This window comes from Sphingomonas pseudosanguinis, assembly GCF_014196255.1.
Taxonomy (GTDB): domain Bacteria; phylum Pseudomonadota; class Alphaproteobacteria; order Sphingomonadales; family Sphingomonadaceae; genus Sphingomonas; species Sphingomonas pseudosanguinis.
The window spans coordinates 25,884-42,409 of the sequence record NZ_JACIDH010000024.1 but is presented as its reverse complement, the minus strand read 5'-3'; the positions used below and the strand labels follow the sequence as shown (position 1 = coordinate 42,409).

General features: G+C 63.2%; 14 protein-coding genes and 1 pseudogene. 10 read left to right on the top strand and 5 right to left on the bottom strand.

The window, feature by feature from the left end; translation table 11 throughout:
- Positions 1-105: 105 nt before the first annotated feature.
- Positions 106-300, top strand: coding sequence for a hypothetical protein (locus GGR48_RS16625; protein ID WP_183952954.1), 195 nt, complete (start codon positions 106-108; stop codon positions 298-300).
- A 121-nt stretch (positions 301-421) separates the two neighbouring features.
- On the opposite strand, the pseudogene GGR48_RS16620 reads toward GGR48_RS16625, so the two are convergent.
- The 5 genes and pseudogenes from GGR48_RS16620 to GGR48_RS16600 all read right to left on the bottom strand — a co-directional run bounded on the left by GGR48_RS16620 (position 422) and on the right by GGR48_RS16600 (position 7,661).
- Positions 422-1,173 (bottom strand): annotated as a pseudogene (locus tag GGR48_RS16620) (IS5 family transposase).
- Between the two features lie 340 nt (positions 1,174-1,513).
- The gene (locus tag GGR48_RS16615) at positions 1,514-2,320 is read right to left on the bottom strand and encodes a hypothetical protein (protein ID WP_183952952.1); all 807 of its coding nucleotides are present in this window, start codon (positions 2,318-2,320) and stop codon (positions 1,514-1,516) included.
- Positions 2,317-4,887: a S8 family peptidase gene (locus GGR48_RS16610; protein ID WP_183952951.1), complete on the bottom strand. Its 2,571-nt coding sequence runs from the start codon at positions 4,885-4,887 to the stop codon at positions 2,317-2,319. The genes GGR48_RS16615 and GGR48_RS16610 overlap by 4 nt, the downstream gene beginning before the upstream one ends.
- A gap of 65 nt (positions 4,888-4,952) precedes the next feature.
- The gene (locus GGR48_RS16605) at positions 4,953-5,945 is read right to left on the bottom strand and encodes an AAA family ATPase (RefSeq protein ID WP_183952950.1); all 993 of its coding nucleotides are present in this window, start codon (positions 5,943-5,945) and stop codon (positions 4,953-4,955) included.
- Between the two features lie 1,308 nt (positions 5,946-7,253).
- On the bottom strand, positions 7,254-7,661 hold the full coding sequence (locus GGR48_RS16600) for a MerR family transcriptional regulator (RefSeq protein ID WP_183952949.1): 408 nt from the start codon (positions 7,659-7,661) through the stop codon (positions 7,254-7,256).
- 180 nt (positions 7,662-7,841) lie between these two features.
- Here GGR48_RS16600 and GGR48_RS16595 point away from each other — a divergent pair, with 180 nt between their 5' ends.
- From GGR48_RS16595 to GGR48_RS16555, 9 genes are read left to right on the top strand one after another with little or no spacing between them, the layout of a single operon-like run.
- Positions 7,842-8,171: a hypothetical protein gene (locus GGR48_RS16595; RefSeq protein ID WP_240455943.1), complete on the top strand. Its 330-nt coding sequence runs from the start codon at positions 7,842-7,844 to the stop codon at positions 8,169-8,171.
- Positions 8,172-8,224: 53 nt separating this feature from the next.
- On the top strand, positions 8,225-9,502 hold the full coding sequence (locus GGR48_RS16590) for a TolC family protein (protein ID WP_183952948.1): 1,278 nt from the start codon (positions 8,225-8,227) through the stop codon (positions 9,500-9,502).
- Positions 9,502-10,668 (top strand): efflux RND transporter periplasmic adaptor subunit, encoded by a 1,167-nt coding sequence (locus GGR48_RS16585; RefSeq protein WP_183952947.1) that lies wholly within the window; start codon positions 9,502-9,504, stop codon positions 10,666-10,668. Before GGR48_RS16590 ends, GGR48_RS16585 begins: the two co-directional genes overlap by 1 nt.
- A 3-nt stretch (positions 10,669-10,671) precedes the next feature.
- Positions 10,672-13,917: an efflux RND transporter permease subunit gene (locus GGR48_RS16580; protein WP_183952946.1), complete on the top strand. Its 3,246-nt coding sequence runs from the start codon at positions 10,672-10,674 to the stop codon at positions 13,915-13,917.
- A 54-nt stretch (positions 13,918-13,971) separates the two neighbouring features.
- Positions 13,972-14,460: an SRPBCC family protein gene (locus GGR48_RS16575; RefSeq protein ID WP_183952945.1), complete on the top strand. Its 489-nt coding sequence runs from the start codon at positions 13,972-13,974 to the stop codon at positions 14,458-14,460.
- A complete protein-coding gene (locus GGR48_RS16570) occupies positions 14,457-14,831 on the top strand; it encodes a hypothetical protein (protein ID WP_183952944.1) in 375 nt (124 codons plus the stop codon). The genes GGR48_RS16575 and GGR48_RS16570 overlap by 4 nt, the downstream gene beginning before the upstream one ends.
- A 45-nt stretch (positions 14,832-14,876) precedes the next feature.
- Positions 14,877-15,218, top strand: coding sequence for a flagellar hook-basal body complex protein FliE (gene fliE / locus GGR48_RS16565; protein WP_183952943.1), 342 nt, complete (start codon positions 14,877-14,879; stop codon positions 15,216-15,218).
- Positions 15,219-15,249: 31 nt separating this feature from the next.
- The gene (locus tag GGR48_RS16560) at positions 15,250-16,134 is read left to right on the top strand and encodes a bestrophin family protein (protein WP_183952942.1); all 885 of its coding nucleotides are present in this window, start codon (positions 15,250-15,252) and stop codon (positions 16,132-16,134) included.
- Positions 16,135-16,187: 53 nt separating this feature from the next.
- Positions 16,188-16,526 carry a hypothetical protein gene (locus tag GGR48_RS16555; RefSeq protein ID WP_338110487.1) on the top strand — a complete coding sequence of 113 codons (339 nt, stop codon included), beginning with the start codon at positions 16,188-16,190 and terminating at the stop codon, positions 16,524-16,526.

The window sequence follows — 16,526 nt, the reverse complement described above, 5'->3', positions numbered from 1 at the left end:
CGCGAACGGTGCACCCGTCATACCCGTCACGCTGCTCGACGAAGGGGGTCCCTTTTGGACGCCGATAGGGGGTCCTTTTTGGACGCCGATTGACAGAGCATGGGCATGGAGCACGATCTTCAACTGCGGGCCGCCCCGCGCGCGAGCGAGGACGGGGCGCCGGTCGGGTTCGACGACGCTGAGAGGTTCGGTACGGTCCGCTATCGGCAGGCGGTGGGCGACGCGCAGAAGGAGCGCGTTCTGCTGGCGCATCGGCCGGTGCAGCCCAGGCTGTTCCTGATGGATGCGTTGTATGCATGACACGATGACGTGATCGAGAAGATGAAGTGGCTCACGCGTCCGCACCCGGCCGGAGGGACGAGGTGCTGTCGCTCGGCCTCGTCGCCGTGCCGGCGCGCGAGAGCCTAGGGCTGAGACTCAATCAGAGCCAGAATGCGAGCGCGGTTGCAATGGCGACGCCTGACAGGAAGTTGGCGGCGAGTTTGTCGTAGCGGGTGGCGACACGGCGGAAGTCCTTGAGGCGGCAGAAGGCGTTCTCGATCAGGTGGCGGCCACGGTATCTGTCCTTGTCGTAGCGGATGGTGCGTTTGCGGTTTCGACGGCCGGGAATGACAGGGACGGCTCCAGCATCGCGGAGCGAGCGGCGCAGCCGGTCTGCATCATAGCCCTTGTCAGCAAGGAGGTAGCGCATGCGGCCAGCCCGTTCGAGAAGCGCAGGCGCCTCCTTCACGTCGCTGACATTGCCGGCCGTCAGCATCAGCGCATAGGGGCGGCCGATGACATCGGTGAGCGCGTGGATCTTGGTCGTCCAGCCACCGCGCGAGCGACCGATCGCCTGGATCTGGCGCCCCCTTTTGCGCCGAAGGCCGCGCGTTGCGCCTTGATGTAGGTGCTGTCGATCGCGGTACTTCTGGTGACCACGCCGGCATCCACCAGCGCGTCGAGCAGGTTGAGCCAGAAGCCACGGCGCGACCAGCGGTTGAACCGGTTGTAGATCGTCGTGGATGGCCCGTAATCGGCTGGGCAGTCGCACCAGCGGCAGCCGATCTTCAGCACATGCACGATCCCGGAGATAACCCGCCGGTCGTCTACCCGTCGGGCACCGGGCTGGTTCTTGGGCAGATGCGGCTCGATCGCCGCCCACGCTTCATCCGACAACCAGAACAGCGCCATGCCTCACCTCTCCTGATCCACACCCCAATGAATCAGGAAACCTGTCATCCCTCAAGATGCTGATTGGGTTTGAACCCTAGGGTTGTGGCTATCCTCGACCAATTCAAGTCGTCCACATCCGCGCTGGTGAACGTCCGGTTCTGACGAAAGTTGCCGTTCGGTTTGATCGAAGCAGACGATCCGCAACGGGCCCTGCTTGCATTCCGAACTGCTTGACCGATCCTGAAAGCTGCCTTTCTTTCGCTCGCCTGTGAGCCCGTCGGGATTAGCGACTTTGCTGCCTGTCAGCGTCCAAAGAAGAATCGAGGAAACTTGCCGCTCGATCTGCTAGTCGTCGCGATCACGGCGTTAGGCGTTGCGTCAACATGCGCATGAACGCGCGGGTGTTGTCGAAGATCATCTTCGCTTCCTCCGCCGAGAAGGTACGCTCGGGATGCATTGCCGGATTGCGGAAGGCGTCCTTGACGAAATTGAGATATGTCCCGGTTTCCGATGCCCATGCGCGCAGCTGAGCATCGCCCCTGATCCGTGCTGCATCCTTCAGCGCCTCATTGATGTTGGCGATCGTTCCGCCCCAGGTGGTGCCGCGTTTTACCGAAAGATGATCGGCGAGCGCGCCCACTCCAGTTTCCGCGACGCGCATCATGTGCATAACGCATGCGGTCCAGAGCTCATACGCAAGACACGCCGCGCCGGCCGAGATATCCACGCGGGTGTCGGGAAATGTCTGGACAACCTCCAGCCCGAACAAGCTGATGCCATTGTCGATCAGCGCGCCTTCACGCGGTGCCACTACATAGGTGTGATGGCGCCCGAGTTCATCGCCAAGCGAGGTTGTGATCTGATAGCAGGTGCCGCTGAGCTGCTCTCCGCGCTCGCGGTTTATCAAAATGCGTTCGCCTTGGAGCCAATAGCGGACCAGTCCATGGCACCGATCGCACGCTGCAGCGGTCGCCGGGAGATCGAGCCACTTCGCGGTATCCGACACATAGGCCAAGCTCGCCATGAACGTGCTGATCATCCGGTCTGGCGGAAGCTCGGCATGACCATGCGTGCCGAGCCCGCGCGTCTGCATGACTAGCTTCTCCGCAAACATGGCGATGTTCGTGGCGGAGGACAGCAGATTGGCGAGATCAATCCGCTTCACGCCGCTGCACCTCCCGCGCCAGCCTCCACGGCCACCTCGGCAGCGATACGCGCTTCGATTTCAGCCGTGATTTCGGCGTAGAGATCGACATCCTGTTCAGGGGCGGTGATCGAGATCCCCAGCGCATAGCGTGCAACGTCATTCATGCGGCGCTGCCCGACATGAGACTTCCACCAGCCGCCGACCGGATAGATCGCGATCTGGTCATGCCGTGCGAGATCGATCGCGGGCCCGCGCCACAGATCGCAGTGCAACGATCCTGCTTGGACCGCCTGTGGCCCGAGCAACCAGTAATCCGTCTCTTGTCCAACTTCCTCCCGCTCGCCGGCGAGAGCACTCAGCCGGCGGCGAAACTCGTTCGCGGTCTCCTGGCGCTTCTTCATCGCAAACCGCAGGCCGAAGGAGCGGTATGTATCCGGGCGCGTGCCCGCCCTTCCGGTCAGGTTTGGCTCGACGAAATAGGAGAGCGTCACGCGCATCACGACCAAGGCATTTTCTAGAGCCTCCAACGCCGCGCGAGGCCAAGGCAGCGCGTAGAAATGAACCTCATTGAAGACGGCTGATCGCCCGTCGGCAGACGCTGCATAGGGCTGGATATTGGACTCGACGAACAGCGTCACATCGTTTTTGGCGGATGCGATCGCTTTGCCGAGATTCGGGACACCGTAGCCGACGTCGCGCAGGAGCCGCTGCTTCTTGCCCTTCGTCAGCGTTTTCCAGCTTCGTCCGCGCCCGATCAGCTTCGAGCGGATCGGCATCGGCCACTCCGCCGAATGCACGGTCAACGCACGGTACGTCTCAGGCCATAGATTCGGTAGTGCCGCGTTCAGCCGGCCGACGAAGTTTCCGGCCATGCCCGACGCGGCGCTGGTCGCCCAGAACGGCGTCAGCGGTTCATTGACCACATCCTTGCCGGTGGTCACCAACGAAACGGCGGTATGCCAGTCGCAATTGTCGGCCGCATCGACCATCATATTGCCGGCTTCGAACAGAACTTCTGGTTTGATCGGCGTGAGGTCGGGAGGTAGCAGTTGCGAGCCGCAGCTGAACGGGCTTTTCTCATTGGCGGCGGCCAACGGCACGAGATGTGGCTCTGCGGCCGACAAATCCACTTTCGCCGTATACCCTCCGATCGAGAGGGCATTCCAGCTCTGTGAGGGGTCTTCCAGCGAGTGATGCTGGAGAACATCGGCCTTCGGCCCACCTATCATATTGCCGGTGGCGATCACGACCAGCCGCTTCGGATGGTCCTTGGCCGCTACGTTGTTCTGGCGCTCTCCGAGCATCGACCCCGCACAGATTTGATCGAGAGCGCCGCTCCAGCTGGAGGGCGCTTCCGGGCTGAAGTGCGCCGATGACGTTGCCATGCAGAAGGAGCGGGGAACATTTGGCCGCTCCGTCTCGGCCACCGCCACCGCCGCCTGCGTGATGATGCCCCATCGTGCCGGTTCGGTCGCCGGAAAGCCGAGAGGCGGAAGGAGCTTGACCGACTCCGCGGCATGACCGAGTGCGACCTTGCGATCGTCGCTGAGTGGGCCGACGAGATCGCCATGAAGGACAAGGCCGGCCATGCCGGTTCCGTGTCCGCCATGGGGGGCATGGTCGTCGCTGTTCCAGGCGGCATTGACCGCCCATGCGCCGGCGAGACCCGGCGCGATCAGTGGATGCGCACTGGAGACGCCAGTGTCGAGGATACACACGACCGGCGCATCATCTTCAGCAGCGGTCAGGCGACCGGCATAATGATCAACCAGTTCCTGCTGCCCCAGACCGCCTTTGTCGGTCAGAAGCAGTTCGATATTCCCTGCCGCTTGGCGAATGTCCGTGATCGTGCCGCGCACCCGGTCGGCGATCGCAAGCAGGTTCGCCAAGTTCGCGTGAACGAACAGGATTGCCGTATCCGGGAACCGCAGGCGATCACTGTGCACCTGCAAGCCGGCCTGAGTGAAGATCGCGACGACGGCATCGGCAATCGCATCTGGATGTTGGCCGTTCGAACGACGGAGCCAAAGCTCCCACCAGAATTCAGCGTCGGCATCGCTCAATCCGGTCGAAAGCAACGCGCGGCTGTCGGCGGGTTGAAAATGCTCAATCACCTCGAACCGGTCAATATCGGGGCGGGGCTGGTTTCCCAGATTTTCACTGCCGTAGGCAGTCAGCTTGTCGTTAAGAAAATTGCGCGCATCATCGGGGACGAAAACGATCGCCTTCTCGGTACGATCTTCAAGCCGCTCGGACTTGAGAACCGCGATCCCATGACCCGGAAAATCGAGCGCCGGAACCTTGGTCGCCTTTGCGCGCTCGCCGGGCGTTATTGTATCGAGTTCAACCAGCACACCCCGTTTCAACCCATTGATCGCGATACGATTATCGGCGTTAGGGGCGGGCACGTCGCCAAGCGCCGTTGCGAGCTGCTGCAACAAGCCTTCGGCATGAGCATGATAATCGTCACGCCGCTCACGGCGTTCGCGACGCGTCTTGGGATAGGTATACTGTGCGCTCTCGCGCCAGCGATGGATCGGAATATGCGGCAGATCGCGCGCCGCGCCTGGATTATTCTCGGGCATGCCCCCTCACACTCTTCTCACCGCTACCCCGAGCGGTCCTCTTGGTTCGCTCGTCTCCCAGGACACTAGCGATGGAAGCGCTGACGAAATGCCTGCCGATCTTCAAGCGCCTGGATTAGGCGATCCGCAGACGGTGCCTTCGCGTCTTCGAGAATGGCGTCTTTCACGACCATATCGGCGGCACGGACCAACTCACCTTGGCTTAGCCCCTCGGCAAGCGGCGCCACGCGCTGCCAAGCTTTGACCGTGAGTTTGAATTTGCCCATCCGCCGCGACAAGAGCGACCGCGCGGCATCGGCGCCGGGCGGTGCATATTCGATCACTTCGTCGAAGCGACGCGCCAGTGCCTTGTCGAGAATCTCGACATGGTTGGTCGCCGCGATGACCAGGCTATCCGACGCGTTGGGCTCCTCCATGAAGGCGAGAACCGAGTTCAGTACCCGCCGGATTTCGCCAACGTCATTGGGGTCACCACGCCGCGCGCCGATCGCGTCGAACTCGTCAAGCAAATAGACGCCGCGGGTTTGTGCGATCTGGTCGAACAGTACGCGCAGCTTGCCTGCAGTCTCGCCGAAGAACCGGCTGAAAAGGGAGTCCAGGCGAACCGTAAACAACGGCAACCGCAATTCGCCCGCCAGCGCGGACGCGGTCATCGTCTTACCTGTCCCTGGAGGGCCTATCAGCAGAAGATGCGTGGCCGGAACCTGGCCGTGCTCGCGCAAGCGCGCACGTTCGGATTGCTGACGCACTACGCGGAAAAGACGCTCGCGGATGCCATCGGCGAGCTCCATCGTATCCAGCTTGATTTTGGGATAGCCGCTCTCGACTAATCCCTGAAGTTCGGACCGGGGCCGAGCCAGCGGCACAGGCGATTGCACGGCGGAGGAACCCACGATGCGGTCGCGTGCCTTCTGAACCAGGCGCTTGAGCTTGGTAGCCTCCTCGGCATGGCCTTGGCGCGCCTGCTGCGCCGCATATTGCAGGGCTATGGAGAGGAACTGCTCTTCGTCCCCCTCGATGTGCGAGTTGAGGAGAGCGACAATCTGATTTGTGGACATCAGCCCTCCTTTCCAGTTACGTACATTGGGCCTTGTCCGACAGATCCTCGAACTTTTTCCCCTTCGACAGCCTACAGGAGGGTGCGCGATGGTGCCAGATTTTATTGGCACCGATGGTGCAGGCCGACAGCACAGACCCGAGTTGATCACAGCCAGCGCGCCGTGATTGATCGAGGTTTGAGCCGTCAGGCCGCTCTGGAGCGTTCCGTAACCTTGCCTTCACGGCGCTCTACGAACGACCGGTTTCGGCGTAGCCGGACGTTCCCATTCGCGTCGGCGACCGGCAGTAATGTCCCAATCTCGTCCGGTCAGCATCGGGAACGGCCTGGGCCTTCGAACCCGATTCAGAACATGAATGAATGGCAGGAGTTTGGGAGCGGGGATGGCGGTCTGAACGGCCGAGTTTGGGTCGTCGGAGACGAGCCCTGCCCGTAACGCCAGGCAAGTGCAAACACGCACAATCGCACGTGTGCACAAGGCCCCTCGCACAAGATCGTGCTTTCAAGCGGAAAACTCACATCATCAGACGTATACACCTACCTGAGAAGCAACGGCTTGGATCGTAAGGTGAGTTTAGTGCGCCGTCAGCGTGAACGCTTCTCACAAGTTGGAGCGTAAAACGTGGCAGGAGAAGACCGCCAATCGGTCTTTCGACCGTGGTCCTCTTGAAGTATAGCTAACCAGCACGCTCTCGGTCGTCCTTTGCGCTCATACCCCGACGTTGAGAAGCGTTGGTTGGGGTGACGTGTTACCATGGGATGTGACCACAGCAAAGTGAAGTCCGCCTTGAGAAAGAGACGGACAGATGAAGAGGAGCAGACTTCGGACGAGCAGGTCACCGCGATCGTGAAGGAGCAGGAGGCCGGCGCGAAGACGCCGACGTATGCCGGAAGCATGGCAAAGGCGACGTGATCTTTCTACAGTGGAAGGTCAAGTAAGGCCTGGAGATTGCCGAAGCGCGATAGCTGAAGGTGCTGTAGGACGATAACGTATGCCTGAAGCGATCCTGGGCGGATTCCATGCTCAACGCTGCCGCGATGAAGGAGATCGCGGGAATAATTGGTGATGCCCGACGCGAAGCGCCGAGCGGTCCATCTCATCCGTGAGCGGCTTGGGCTCAGCGGGCGGCGTGCCTGCGACATTGGCGGCTCTGCGCTTGGGGCGTCCGGTATGAGGCGGTGCGGCTCGACGACGGCACCCCGCGTCAGCGCTTGCGAGAGCTGGCCGGGGAGCGCCGTCGGCTCAGCCCGTGTCCGGCAGGTTCGCACGCGCCTGCTTCGACTCAAGCCCAATCTGGCGAGATAGGCTTCAGGTCGTTACACTCGCTCTGGAGGATGTCAGCGCGTCCATCACCTTGCATTCGGCGATTGAAGAAGCCTTGCACGATCCGCCCCATGTGACGATCTCGCTGCGCAAGGCGTTCAGGTCGGCGAGCTTACGATCGATGACCGCGATGTGCTCTTCGGCGATGGCGTCGACTTCGTCGCACGATGCCCTTGGATCGTCCGACAGTCGCAGGAGGGCCCGCACTTGATCCAGGGTGAAGCCAAGATCCCGCGAACGCTTAATGAAGGAAAGACGGTCCAGGTGGGACCGACCGTAAAGCCGGTAATTGCCTCCGCTGCGAAGCGGAGGATCGATCAAGCCTTCGGCCTCGTAGAAACGAACGGTTTCGACCTTCAATCCGGTTTGCTTGGCGATTTCGCCGATCTTCATGGAAATGCCTTGACCCTCTAGTGGGATGAGGGTTCATATAGCATGGCGAACGCTCGAATCGAGAGAGCTATGTCAGCGAACGGGTTTCCAGGACAGTGCGACACGCCCGCCGGCTTCGGCGACCGTCAACGCGTGTTCGTCAATGACCTCGTAGCAAAATTGCGCTAGGGCGTCCCCACCTTGAGCCGTCTCATCCGCCTCTTCCTCGTGCTGATCGCGTCATCGCTGGTGATGTCGGCGACCGTGCACGCGCGCGAGCTGCCGGGTGTGACGACGATCGAATGCAGCGGGGCGGTGCACAGCGATGGCGACGCCGATCAGTCGCAAGGCGACAGTGACAAGGCGATGCCGCATCATCACGGCACCTGCCACAGCTCGGCGATGCAGATACCCTCGACCGACGAGCTGCCACCCTCGCTGGACGGTGCGCGGATGCGTCCGCTGGCGGGTGCCGATCAGGTTCTCGCGTCCAGCACGGTCGCGCCAGGACTGAGGCCGCCGAACGCCTGACGAACGCCGCTGGCCGGATTCCGGCCTGATGCTGTTTGTCAGGATGATCCATAATGAAAATGTTGCTCGCGGCCCTGTTGGCCGCGGCGTCGTGCGCCACGGTTGCGCAGGCGCAAACGGGCGTGCCGGTGCAAAATGCGCCGACCGGCCCGGTCTACACGCTCGATCAAGCCGTCGCAGCGGCTGGCGGATCGGCACCGGCATCGGAGGCGGCGACTGCTGCGGTTCAGGCCGCGCAAGCCGGTCGCACCGTCGCTGGGCTGCGCCCTAATCCAGTCGTCCAGGGCCAGATTGAGAATATTATCGGCTCTGGACCCTATCGTGGGCTGCGCAGTGCCGAGTCCACAGTCGGGTTCGCGGTGCCAATCGAACTAGGCGGCAAGCGTGGCGCGCGTGTGGCGGTCGCCAACGCGCAGTTAAGCCGTGCCGAAATCCAGGCAGCGATCATTGCCGCTGACGTGCGGCTGCAGGTGACACAGCTCTATGTCGAAGCGGTCGCAGCCGAACGGCGCGTCGTGACGGCACGCGACCAGGCGAGGATCGCCAGCGATGCGCTGCGCGGTGCCAGCGTTCGCGTACAAGCTGGACGGGCATCACCGCTCGAACAGCAGCGAGCCGATGTGGCGAGGATCAACGCAGATGCGAACGTAGAGCGTCAGCTTCGCTTGGCTGAAGCGGCCCGCGCAAACCTCGCCCGCAGGATCGGACGACCGGTCGATGGTACGCTGGATGACACGCTTCTCGACCAGCTTCCCGGAGCGACGGTCTACGGCCCGATGGCACCAGTAGAGACGGCGGGCACGCTAGCGTTGGCGGCGGCTAACGCCGACTTCACGATCGCGGAAGCGGGTGTCCGGCTTGCACGGGCCAACCGCGTACCCGACCTCAACGTAGGCCCGGCGCTGCGCCGGCTCGAGGCCACCAACGATACGGCGGCCGTATTCACCGTCTCAATCCCGATTCCGCTGTTCAACAATGGCCGGGCCGCGATCGCACAGGCGACCGCGCAGCGGACGCAAGCGGACGCGCAGCGCCGCGTTACCGCGCTCGACATCGAACAGGCGATCACGGACGCACAAGCGCAGGCGGCGAATGCCGCGACGACGGCGCGGGCCGCATCGGGTCCGGCGCTGGCGGCGGCGCAGGAGGCGGCGCGGATCGCGCGCATCGGCTACCGGGAGGGCAAGTTCGGCCAGCTCGAATTGCTCGATGCCGAACGGACGCTGGCAGAAACTCGCGTCGCCGCGATCGACGCTCTCGCCAATTATCAAAATGCCCGCGCGCAAGTGGAGCGGTTGACCGCCCGTGCGCCAAATGGGGGGAACCAGTGATGAAGAGCTTTTATCTCGCGGGCGCAGCGTCGCTCGCTCTCCTGCTGACGGCCTGCGGTGGCGGCAGCGATGCCGGCAACGAAGCGGCGGCAAATGAATCGGCCGCCGGTGCGGAGAAGGCCGGCAACGAGGCCGCTCATGCCGAGGAAGGTGCTGTGACGCTCACCGCAGAGCAGATCGCCGCGGCGGGCGTTCAGGTCGGACGCCCGATCGTCGGCGGTGCTGGCACCATCGAACTGCCCGCGATCATCGAAGGCGATCCGCAAGGGACACAGGTGGTCTCGGCGGCGATCGCTGGTCGAGTGGTCGCGCTCACGCGCAATTTAGGCCAGTCGGTTGGTCGCGGGCAGACCATCGCGGTGATCGAGAGCCGCGAAGCGGCGCAGATCAAGGGCGAAGTTGAGGCGGCACGTGCCCGGCTCCAGCTCGCCAACTCCAATCTCGCGCGCGAGCAGCGGCTGTTTTCCCAGCGTGTTTCGCCCGAGCAGGATCTTATCGCAGCCCGCACGGCCGCGACCGAGGCGCGAATCGCACTGACGCAAGCGCAAAGCACAGTATCGGCCGCTGGTATGGGCGGCGGCGGGCTCAATCGGCTAGGCATTGCCGCGCCGATCTCCGGGCAGATCATCGCTCGTCCGGTGACGCTCGGCCAGACGGTGGCGGCTGATGCGGAACTCTACCGTATTGCCAATCTCGGACAGGTCTCGATTGCGCTCAACCTGAAACCGGAGGACGCCGGGCGTATCCGGCCCGGCAATGTGGTGACGGTGAAGGCAGCAGGCCGTCAGGCGACCGCGCGGGTGACGTTCGTGTCCCCCGCGCTCGATCCACAGACGCGGCTCGTACCGTCGATCGCGACGCTCGACAATCGCGGCGGTCAGTGGCGCGTCGGCGAGCCGGTCACGGCCGCGGTCGAGCTTTCGGGCAGCGGCGGCAGCGGAGCGATCCGGGTCCCGACGACGGCGGTCCAGACGAACGAGGGCAAGTCGGTCGTGTTCGTGCGGACGCCCAAAGGCTTCCAGGCGACGCCGGTCGAGCTCGGTGATGCGTCGGGCGACACCGTCATCATCCGCTCGGGCCTGAAGGGCACCGAACAGATCGCCACCACTGGCAGCTTCACGCTCAAGGCCGAACTCGGCAAGGGCGAAGCCGAGCATGAGGACTAAGCCATGATCGCCCGCATCGTCACATGGGCGGTCGAGAAGCGCTGGCTCGTCCTGCTGCTCACCGCCATCGCCGGCGTCATCGGCGCCTATTCGCTTTACCGGCTGCCGATCGACGCTGTTCCGGACATTACCAACAACCAGGTTCAGATCAACGTGCGCGCACCTGCGCTTTCGCCCGAGCTGGTCGAAAAGCAGGTGTCGTTCCCGATCGAGACCGCGCTCGCCGGGACGCCGGGTCTCGAATATACCCGATCGCTCAGCCGCAACGGCTTCGCACAGGTCACGGCGGTCTTTTCTGACGCGACTGACATCTATTTCGCCCGCCAGCAGGTTGGCGAACGCCTGCAGGGCGTGCAGGAGAACCTGCCCGACGGCGTGAACCCGGAAATGGGGCCGATCGCGACGGGCCTGGGCGAAGTGTACATGTACACCGTTCGGCTCGAACATCGGAACGACGACAACCACAAACCGGGCGAGCCCGGTGTCCAGCCTGACGGCAGTTATATCACGCCGGAAGGCGAACGCCTGACGACGATGGAAGACAAGGCGACCTACCTGCGTACCGCGCAGGACTGGATCGTGACGCCGCTCCTGAAGAACACGCCCGGACTGGCGGGCGTCGACTCGATCGGCGGCTATGCCAAGCAATTCCTCGTCGTGCCCGACGTGCAGAAGCTCGCTTCGCTCGGCATTACACTAACCGAGTTGGGTACGGCGCTGGAGCGCAATAACACCAGCGTCGGCGGCGGTTTCGTCAATCGCAATGGTGAGGGTCTGGCTGTTCGCTCGGATGCGCTGGTGCGCAATGCCGGCGAGCTTGCCAGGACCGTGATCGCGACACGTAACGGCGTGCCGATCACGGTCGAACAGGTTGCGACCGTAAAGACCGGCCAGGCGATCCGCATGGGCTCGGCTTCGGAGAATGGCACCGAAGTCGTCGTCGGCACCGCTATCATGCGGATCGGTGAGAACAGCCGCAACGTTGCGACCGCGGTTGCTGACAAGCTGAAATCGATCAACGCCTCACTGCCGCCCGACGTGGTGGTGCAGCCCGTTCTCGACCGCACCGAGCTGGTCAACTCGACGATCAAGACGGTCGCCAAGAACCTCAGCGAGGGCGCGGTTCTCGTCATCGTCGTCCTGTTCCTGCTGCTCGGCAACTTCCGGGCAGCGCTGATCGCGGCACTGGTCATCCCGATCACCATGATGCTGACCGGCTTCGGGATGCTAAGGGCAGGCGTATCGGCCAATTTGATGAGCCTGGGCGCCTTGGACTTCGGGCTGATCGTCGATGGCGCGGTCATCATCGTCGAGAATGCGCTGCGCCGGCTCGCCGAACAGCAGCACCATGAAGGGCGCCTGCTGACCGTACAGGAACGCCTCAAGACGGTCGCATCGGCCGCGCGGGAGATGATCCGTCCCTCGGTCTACGGGCAGGCGATCATCATCCTTGTCTATGTCCCTCTGCTCACGCTGACTGGCGTGGAAGGCAAAACGTTCGTGCCGATGGCGCTCACCGTCATCATCGCGCTCGTCTTCGCTTTCATTCTCTCGCTGACCTTCGTGCCCGCCATGATCGCGATCTGGCTGTCGAAGAAGGTGGAGGAGAAGGATGGCCGCATCATCACCTGGTTGAAGAAGCGCTACGAGCCGGGCCTCGATCGGGCGATGAAGCGGCCGACGGTCACGATCGGCGCGGGCGTGGTCAGCCTCGTCCTCGCGGCGGCCGCCTTCACCACGCTCGGACAGGTATTCCTACCCCAGCTCGACGAAGGAGACCTGCTGATCCAGTCGCTGCGCATCCCCGCCACCTCGGTTCAGCAGAGCCAGGCGATGCAGGTGCCGATCGAACGGATGATGTCGAAGCAGCCGGAGGTGGAGTTCGTCTATTCGAAGACGGGCACCGCCGAGCTGGCATCTGACCCGATGCCGCCCAACGCGACCGACATGTTCGTCGTCCTCAAGCCGCGCAAATCGTGGCCGGACCCCGAATTGCCCAAGGAAGAGCTGGTGAGCCGCATCGAGGGTGAGTTGGCGAAGATCCCGGGCAATGCCTACGAGATCACCCAGCCTATCCAGATGCGCTTCAACGAGCTGATCGCGGGCGTCCGCGGCGACATCGCCGTGAAGGTGTTCGGTGACGACTTCGCCTCCATGAACCGGACGGCGGAGCAGATCGCGAGCGTGCTGCGCAAGACGCAGGGCGCGGCCGACGTGAAGGTCGAACAAACTACGGGCCTTCCAATGCTCGACATCCGCGTCAATCGCGACGCGATGGCCCGTCTCGGCGTCACTGCACAGGACGTGCAGGACACCGTGACCGCCACGCTGGGTGGACGAACGTCTGGCCAGATCTTCGAGGGTGATCGCCGCTTTCCCGTGGTGATCCGCCTGTCGGAGGCACAGCGTGCCGATCTCGGCCTGCTCGAACAGGTGCAGGTGCCGGTGGCGGGCGGGTCCTATGTGCCGCTTTCCAGCGTCGCCGACATCAAGGTCGTGGATGGTCCGAACCAGATCAGTCGCGAGAATGGCAAACGTCGCGTCGTCGTGCAGGCGAACGTGCGTGGCCGTGACGTCGGTTCGGTCGTGGCGGATGCGCAGGCGACGATCGGGAACCAGGTCCGGCTTCCTTCGGGCAGCTATCTCGAATGGGGTGGCCAGTTCGAGAACCTGCAATCGGCGAGCGAGCGGCTGAAGCTGGTCATTCCGGCCTGTTTCATCCTCATCCTGTTCCTCCTCTATGGAGCGCTGGGGTCGGTTCGGGATGCCGCGATCGTGTTCACCGGCGTGCCGTTCGCACTGGTCGGTGGCGTGCTGCTGCTGTTCCTGCGCGGAATGGACTTCTCGATTTCGGCGGCGGTGGGCTTCATCGCCCTGTCGGGCATCGCGGTCCTCAACGGCCTCGTCATGGTCAGCTCGATCCACGACCTGATCCGATCAGGCATGTCTCGCGAGGAAGCTGCGCATGTCGGCGCCATGCAGCGTTTGCGCCCCGTCGTGATGACAGCGCTGGTCGCCTCGCTCGGTTTCGTGCCGATGGCGCTCGGCGAGGGCGCGGGTGCGGAGGTGCAGAAGCCGCTCGCAACCGTCGTCATCGGCGGGCTCATCTCGGCCACCTTGCTGACGCTGTTCGTGCTGCCGACGCTCTATGCACGCTTTGGACAGAGGGTGATCGGAAAGGCTGAGCACTACAACGAGGAGCACGAAGGGGACGACCATGGTCAGACCTTCGCGAACCACGCAGTCTGATGGGGAGGGGCGGCCCACGGCCGCCCCTCCGCCTCTTGCAGGTGGGGAAAGTCCATGCCTCAAACCGTGACCCGCATAACTCTGCACGGCGGCCCGCTCCGCATCTGGTCGGCCTTGACCGATCCCGGTCATCGTAAGGCTTGGAGCCCGCTCGTCCTTCTGGATGCCTCCGACGAACTCGGCGATACTGAGTGCGCATTCGCAATTACCGGTTGGTCGAAACCGGTACGAACGCCTGCGCGCGTAGATCGGCTCGATAAGCCGGACAGCTACGCTTGGTCGTGCGGCATCCCGTACCTTTTTGAATTTGAGGAGCGGTTCGACCTGTCCGGCGACGACGGCGGGACGCAACTCACGCACACCGTCACCCTGCGGGGCGCACTCTCGTACCCGATGGGGACGGTGATGCTGCGCCGTCTGCGCACGCTCATGGTCGAGGCTGACGATCGCCTCGCCACCTACCTGCGCTGGCGGGTGGGCCATTCTGTCCGTGGGACCAACCGTCAGCGGGTTCCTCAGCGCTACAGGAGTGAAGCTCGATGACGACATGGATAGGGGCTTTGCCCGTCGCCGTCCTGGCCGCGATGTTGGCAGCTTGTTCCGAGAGCAAGAGGGATGTCCCGCCGACAGAACAGCAAGTCCATTCGTCTGATAGCGGCGTGGCCAGCGGTGAGCTGGGGCGTCATCCCTATCGGTGCAGAGACGGCACCAAGCTCTTCGTAGACTATAAAGATAACGGCCTACAGATCGACTTGCGGCGCACTGCCGATGGTCCGCCGACAACCCTGACCGCGCCTGCGCAGGGCCTCCAGTATGTTGGCGATACGGCCTCTGCGACCTTCAAGGGGCCACAGCTCATGATCGAGGAAGGCGATGGGCGAACCCAGACCTGTGTGAAGGAGGGGAGCCAATGACGCGCGCTGCCCTTTCGCGGTCCAGCCTGCGTCTGGAGAAGGCCGATGTCTGACGCTTCGATCACGAACGTGATGGCGATCCGAGCACAGGTGATCGCGCGCAGCCGTGCCCTGCAGGAGGTACAGCCTAGTGCGCCGCCAGGCGTCACACCGAGCGCGCCTGCGGGCAGCTTCAGCGACACGCTCAATGCCGTAGTTGCAAAGGTAAACGCGACCCAGGAACAGGAGGATGTCGCCACGGAAGCCTACGAGCGTGGAGAAACTACAGACATCGCCACGGTCGCTTTGATTCAAAACCGGGCTTCGGTCACATTCGAAGCGACACTTCAGGTCCGTAACAAGCTTCTGTCCGCCTACAAGGACATTATGAACATGCCGCTGGGCTAGGAATAGCCGAGCGAAGAAGGACATAGTTTCGATGATTGTTGGTGCAACGCCGCGATTCAGGCAGATCATTCTGGAGGTTTGGAAGCCGCTCACGATCCTGTTCGTGTGGGACGTGGCCGTGACGGTGTTCCACTTCAGCTTTCCCATCAAGGAACCCCCATTGCCGACGGCACTGTTCGGCACGGCGATCGCGCTGTTCATGGGGTTTCGCACCAATGCTGCCTATGCGCGCTGGTGGGAAGCACGCACGCTTTGGGGTGCCCTCATCAACGCGTCGCGAAGCCTCGCCCGCATTACGCGTACCCTGACGAAGTCCGAACCGGACAGCGAGATGCGGCATGGCGTGATCCTGCGGCAAATCGCGTTTGCCCATTCGATCCGCCATCAGCTTCGACGCGACGCGCCTTACGAAGACATCGCACGTCTTGCGGGTCAGGATGTCGCCGATCGGGCAGTGGCCCGACAGAACCCGGCCAACCTCCTGCTTGAGGAAATAGCTGAGATATTCGGCGATGCACAAGCCGAGGGGCGGATCGATGCCATCCAGCAGGCGACGGTCGAGCGCGTCCTCATCGACATATCCAATGCGCAGGGCGGCATGGAGCGGATCAAGAACACGCCGCTCCCGAATGGCTTCCGGTTCTTCCCTAACCTGTTCACCCGGCTCTTCTGCATTCTACTGCCCATCGCGCTCGTGGAATCGCTGGGCATCGCCACGCCGATCGGCTCGACCCTGATCGGCCTCGTATTCCTGGCGGTGTTGAGCATCGGCGAGGACCTGACCGACCCATTCGCCAACAGCGTCCACGACGTGCCGCTGACCGCGATGTGCCGGACGATCGAGATCGATCTTCTCCAGACCGCCGATCTCCCGGCGCCGGAACCGCTCAAGCCGGTCCACGGGGTTCTCTGGTGACAGGGGCAGGCACCTCCCGGAGTCGGCGAGGCTATCCGCGCAGACGCGCTGGCGTGATCGCGCTGGCGAGCCTCGTGGTTGGTGCCTGCAATGTTGCGCCCAGCCCACCTGCCGAAGCCGTCCACAACGAAGGGGACATGCCCGGGCTCATCGCCCAACGAATGATGTACTGCGACGACGGCTCCCGGGTCGATGTCGACTTCATGGGCGATGGCCTGCGGATGGCGGTGACCTGGTTGCCGAAGGGCAAAACCGAGTTGCTGAGCGCTGGCACGACCGGCGACGAATACCGCGGCACCACCTTGCGAGCGGTCGTCGCCGGAGGTTCGATCGCATTCACCCGCGCGGGCGGTGACATCCGCATCTGCCATCGTAATGCGGAGGGGAAATAA